The sequence below is a fragment of the Thermosynechococcus sp. genome (assembly GCF_046299635.1).
GTDB lineage: Bacteria > Cyanobacteriota > Cyanobacteriia > Thermosynechococcales > Thermosynechococcaceae > Thermosynechococcus.
Genome location: NZ_JBKBHV010000072.1, coordinates 1 through 620, shown reverse-complemented (window position 1 = coordinate 620; position 620 = coordinate 1). Strand labels below are relative to the sequence as shown.

Sequence of the window (620 nt, the reverse complement as noted above, 5' to 3'; positions counted from 1 at the left end):
CGGTACCATTTTGCCTAGTTCCTTCAGCAGAGTTCTCTCAAGCGCCTTGGTATTCTCTACCTGACCACCTGTGTCGGTTTAGGGTACGATTTGTTTATGACTATCGCTTAGAAGCTTTTCCTGGAAGCAGGGTATTTGCCACTTCGCTGTACAAGTACAGCTTGCTATCAGATCTCATTAATAGTCTAGCGGATTTGCCTACTAAACCTAACTACATCCTTCCACTTGGACAACCATCGCCAAGCTGGCATAACCTTCTCCGTCCCTCCATCGCATCATAAACAAGTATCGGAATATTAACCGATTTCCCATCGACTACGCCTTTCGGCCTCGCCTTAGGGGTCGACTCACCCAGCCCCGATTAACGTTGGACTGGAACCCTTGGTCTTCCGGCGTGCGAGCTTTTCACTCGCATTGTCGTTACTCACGTCAGCATTCGCTCTTGTGATACCTCCAGCATGCTTTACAACACACCTTCACAGGCTTACACAATGCTCCCCTACCACTTAATTGAAACAATTAAATCCGCAGCTTCGGCTCCTAGTTTGAGCCCCGTTACATCTTCCGCGCAGGCCGACTCGACTAGTGAGCTATTACGCTTTCTTTAAAGGGTGGCTGCT

Annotated in this window: 1 rRNA gene; it reads right to left on the bottom strand. The window is 48.9% G+C overall.

From position 1 onward, the window contains the following. Window positions 1-620 (bottom strand): 23S ribosomal RNA (locus ACK4IR_RS12380); the annotation flags it as partial.